Annotated in this window: 4 protein-coding genes; 3 read left to right on the plus strand and 1 reads right to left on the minus strand. The window is 70.4% G+C overall.

Features of this window, described 5'->3' with window-relative positions:
* The 3 genes from AB8Z75_RS32195 to AB8Z75_RS32205 all read left to right on the plus strand — a co-directional run.
* A partial coding sequence (locus AB8Z75_RS32195) for a TetR/AcrR family transcriptional regulator C-terminal domain-containing protein (RefSeq protein WP_369208238.1) occupies positions 1-558 on the plus strand: 558 nt, incomplete at its 5' end.
* A 220-nt stretch (positions 559-778) separates the two neighbouring features.
* Complete coding sequence (locus AB8Z75_RS32200; protein WP_369208240.1) at positions 779-1,423, plus strand: GNAT family N-acetyltransferase; 645 nt, start codon at positions 779-781, stop codon at positions 1,421-1,423.
* Between the two features lie 122 nt (positions 1,424-1,545).
* Positions 1,546-1,878, plus strand: a complete 333-nt coding sequence (locus AB8Z75_RS32205; RefSeq protein WP_369208244.1) for a DUF427 domain-containing protein — start codon at positions 1,546-1,548, stop codon at positions 1,876-1,878.
* Between the two features lie 104 nt (positions 1,879-1,982).
* On the opposite strand, the gene groL is transcribed toward AB8Z75_RS32205, so the two are convergent.
* Positions 1,983-3,611 carry a chaperonin GroEL gene (gene groL, locus AB8Z75_RS32210; protein ID WP_369208246.1) on the minus strand — a complete coding sequence of 543 codons (1,629 nt, stop codon included), beginning with the start codon at positions 3,609-3,611 and terminating at the stop codon, positions 1,983-1,985.
* Between the last annotated feature and the right edge of the window lie 276 nt (positions 3,612-3,887).

Raw genomic sequence — 3,887 nt, forward strand, 5'->3', positions numbered from 1 at the left:
GTCCCCGGCGGCCATGCTGAACGTGAACGTCCTCCTCTACAGCCACGTGCAGGGTGGGGGGGGGGGGGGGGGGGGGGGGGGGGGGACTGGCGGGCCCGCCTGGCAGCGGGGGCCAGGGCCCTGTGGCAGGTGCACCGCGCCCACCCCTGGCTGGCCCAGATCGGCCCTCTCACCCGCCCGTTGCTGCTGCCCAACCTGATGACGTACTCCGAGTGGATGCTCTCCGCGCTGGACAGCCGCGGCCTGTCCCCGGCGGCCATGCTGAACGTGAACGTCCTCCTCTACAGCCACGTGCAGGGTCTCGCCGTCCAGTGGGAACGGGAGACCGCCGCCCGGAGCGCCACGGGGCTGACGGACGAAGAGTGGCTGGCGGACCAGTCCGCGACGATGGCGTCGTTGACCACCTCGGGCGCCTACCCGACGTTCTCCCGCGTCGTCGGTGCCCTGGGCCGGGACGGCTACGACCTGCACCTGGACGAACTGTTCGAACTGGGACTCACCGCCCTCCTCGACGGCGTCGCCCGGTTGCTCGACGAGGCCGCTGTCCGCGAGGTCTGAGCCCGAGCTCTCAACCTGCGATCTGAGCCCTGAGATCTGAGATTTGAGCCTGAGCTCTGAGCCGGAGGCCGGATGCCCGAAGCGGCGCGGGGTGCGGGGCGCGGCGCGGCGTGCAGCGCGGGTGCAGCCCCGGGCGCGGCGCGGCGTCCGCGGCGTGCCCGGCCCCGGGTCGGGATGTTATTCGCTCGACGCCCCGCCCCCGCTTCGGCAGGCTCCCGTCATGGAAGCCACCATCTGGCCCCTGTACGGGCTGCGACTGACAACTCCCCGCCTCGAACTGCGCCTTCCTGACGCACACACGCTCGCCGGGATGGCCGAGCTGGCCGCGGGCAAGGTGCACGACGAGAGCGAGATGCCCTTCAGCGTCCCCTGGACCGCGACGAGCCCCGAAGGGCGCAGGCGCGGCTGTTTCCAGCACGTGCTGAGCACCATCGCCGACTGGCGCGAGGACGCGTGGACGCTGAGCACGGCCGTGGTGCACGGCGGAAAGGTGATCGGCCGCTGCGACCTGACGGCCGACGCGTTCGCCGTCCTGCGCGAAGCGCGCACGGGGTCCTGGCTCGGCATGGCCCACCAGGACAGGGGGTTCGGCACGGAGATGCGGGCCGCCCTGCTGCATCTGGCCTTCGCGGGGCTGGGCGCCCGCAGCATGACCTCGTCCGCCATGACGGACAACGCGCGCTCGCGCAGGGTTTCCGAGAAACTCGGCTACCGACCCGACGGGTTGTCGGTCGAAGCCGTCCAGGGCAGGCGCAGGCCCCTGCACCGCTTCCGCCTCGACCGCGCCGACTGGGAGACGCACAGAACGGTTCCGGTGGAGATGACGGGACTGGACGCGGCTTCCCTGGCCCTCTTCGGGCTGTGACCCGATCCGGCACCCCGCCTCTTCGGGCCCCGAGGCCGGCGCGCCCTGCCGCAAGCGTCCCGCGGTGAGAGGCTGGAGCGCGCAGACGGTTCCCAGGGACAGCACCGAAGGAAGGACCGCACATGCCCGCCGAAGGCCACACGATCACCGTCGAAGAAGGCACCGAACGCGTGCGGGCGACGCACGCAGGACAGGTGCTCGCGGACAGCGACCGCCCGCTGCTGCTGAGTGAGACCGGCTACCCGGTGCGCTACTACCTGCCGCCCGAGGACGTCCGCACCGACCTGCTGACCCCGTCCGACACCCGGACCCGCTGCCCGTTCAAGGGCCGCGCCTCCTACTGGTCCCTCGCCGACGGCAGCGCCCAGGACGTCGCCTGGTCCTACCCCGATCCGCACGCCCAGGTCTCCGAGATCAAGGACCACCTGTGCTTCGCGGAGGTGGAGGTCGGCTGAGGCGCTCGCGCACACGCCCGAGGGCGGGCACTCGCGTGAGTGCCCGCCCTCGGGGTGGACGGATCCGGTGGGACCCCCTCGGGGAGTCCCGTGGGAGGCCGGACTCAGAAGTCCATGCCGCCCATGCCACCGGCGGCAGCCGCGTCGGCGCCCGCGGCGGCCTTCTCCGGCTTGTCGGCGATGACGGCCTCGGTGGTGAGGAAGAGCGCCGCGATGGAGGCGGCGTTCTGCAGCGCGGAGCGCGTCACCTTGGCCGGGTCGAGGATGCCCTCGGCGATCATGTCGACGTACTCGCCGGAGGCGGCGTTCAGGCCGTGGCCCGGGGTCAGGTTGCGCACCTTCTCGGTGATGACGCCACCCTCGAGACCGGCGTTGACCGCGATCTGCTTGAGCGGGGCCTCCAGGGCCAGCTTGACGGCGGCGGCACCGGTGGCCTCGTCGCCCTCCAGCTCCAGCTTCTCGAAGACCGAGGAGGCCTGCAGCAGGGCGACGCCACCGCCGGCGACGATGCCCTCCTCGACGGCCGCCTTCGCGTTGCGAACGGCGTCCTCGATGCGGTGCTTGCGCTCCTTGAGCTCGACCTCGGTGGCGGCACCGGCCTTGATGACGGCCACGCCGCCGGCCAGCTTCGCCAGGCGCTCCTGGAGCTTCTCGCGGTCGTAGTCCGAGTCGCTGTTCTCGATCTCGGCACGGATCTGGTTGACCCGGCCCGCGACCTGCTCGCTGTCGCCCGCACCGTCGACGATGGTGGTCTCGTCCTTGGTGATCTGGACCTTGCGGGCGCGGCCCAGCAGGTCCAGGGAGGCGTTCTCCAGCTTGAGGCCGACCTCCTCGGAGATGACCTGGCCACCGGTGAGGATGGCGATGTCACCGAGCATGGCCTTGCGGCGGTCGCCGAAGCCCGGGGCCTTGACGGCGACGGACTTGAAGGTGCCGCGGATCTTGTTGACGACCAGCGTCGACAGGGCCTCGCCCTCGACGTCCTCCGCGATGATCAGCAGCGGCTTGCCCGACTGCATGACCTTCTCCAGCAGCGGAAGGAGGTCCTTCACGTTGCTGATCTTGGAGTTGACGATGAGGATGTACGGGTCCTCGAGCTCCGCCTCCATGCGCTCCATGTCGGTGGCGAAGTAGGCGGAGATGTAGCCCTTGTCGAAGCGCATGCCCTCGGTGAGCTCCAGCTCGAGCCCGAAGGTCTGCGACTCCTCGACGGTGATGACGCCTTCCTTGCCGACCTTGTCCATGGCCTCGGCGATCAGCTCGCCGATCTGGGTGTCAGCGGCGGAGATGGAGGCGGTGGAGGCGATCTGCTCCTTGGTCTCCACGTCCTTGGCCTGCTCCAGCAGGGCGGCGGAGACGGCCTCGGTGGCCTTCTCGATGCCGCGCTTGAGCGCCATCGGGTTGGCACCCGCGGCGACGTTGCGCAGCCCCTCGCGGACCAGCGCCTGCGCCAGGACGGTCGCGGTCGTCGTGCCGTCGCCGGCCACGTCGTCCGTCTTCTTGGCGACCTCCTTGACCAGCTCGGCGCCGATCTTCTCGTAGGAGTCCTCGAGCTCGATCTCCTTGGCGATGGAAACGCCGTCGTTGGTGATGGTGGGGGCGCCCCACTTCTTCTCCAGAACGACGTTGCGGCCCTTCGGGCCGAGCGTGACCTTGACGGCGTCGGCAAGCTGGTTCATGCCACGCTCAAGACCGCGCCGCGCCTCCTCGTCAAAGGCGATGATCTTGGCCATGTGGGTTGGTCCTCCCTGGATTCCCCCATGCCCGACGCAAGGGGAGGGTTGGATTGCTCCGGACCGCGTGGCGCCCGCGACGGACGGTCTGCGGCCCGGCGGTCCCTTCCCCGCCCAGCCCGCGGACCTCACCGACCCGGTCCTTGTCTGTCACTCTCACTCGTAGAGTGCTAACCCAATGATTAGCACTCGGGCATGCTGAGTGCAAGCGGCTTCGGGGGAGTCTCCATGAGGGGTGGTGGTCGGTGGGGGCACCTCCCGGCCGGAGGCTGGGGG

This window comes from Streptomyces sp. PU-14G, from assembly GCF_041028275.1.
Taxonomy (GTDB): domain Bacteria; phylum Actinomycetota; class Actinomycetes; order Streptomycetales; family Streptomycetaceae; genus Streptomyces.

Coding starts and splice junctions, on each gene's coding strand:
- AB8Z75_RS32200 (WP_369208240.1), top strand. CDS start 779: ATGGAAGCCACCATCTGGCCCCTGTACGGGCTGCGACTGACAACTCCC.
- AB8Z75_RS32205 (WP_369208244.1), top strand. CDS start 1,546: ATGCCCGCCGAAGGCCACACGATCACCGTCGAAGAAGGCACCGAACGC.
- groL (WP_369208246.1), bottom strand. CDS start 3,611: ATGGCCAAGATCATCGCCTTTGACGAGGAGGCGCGGCGCGGTCTTGAG.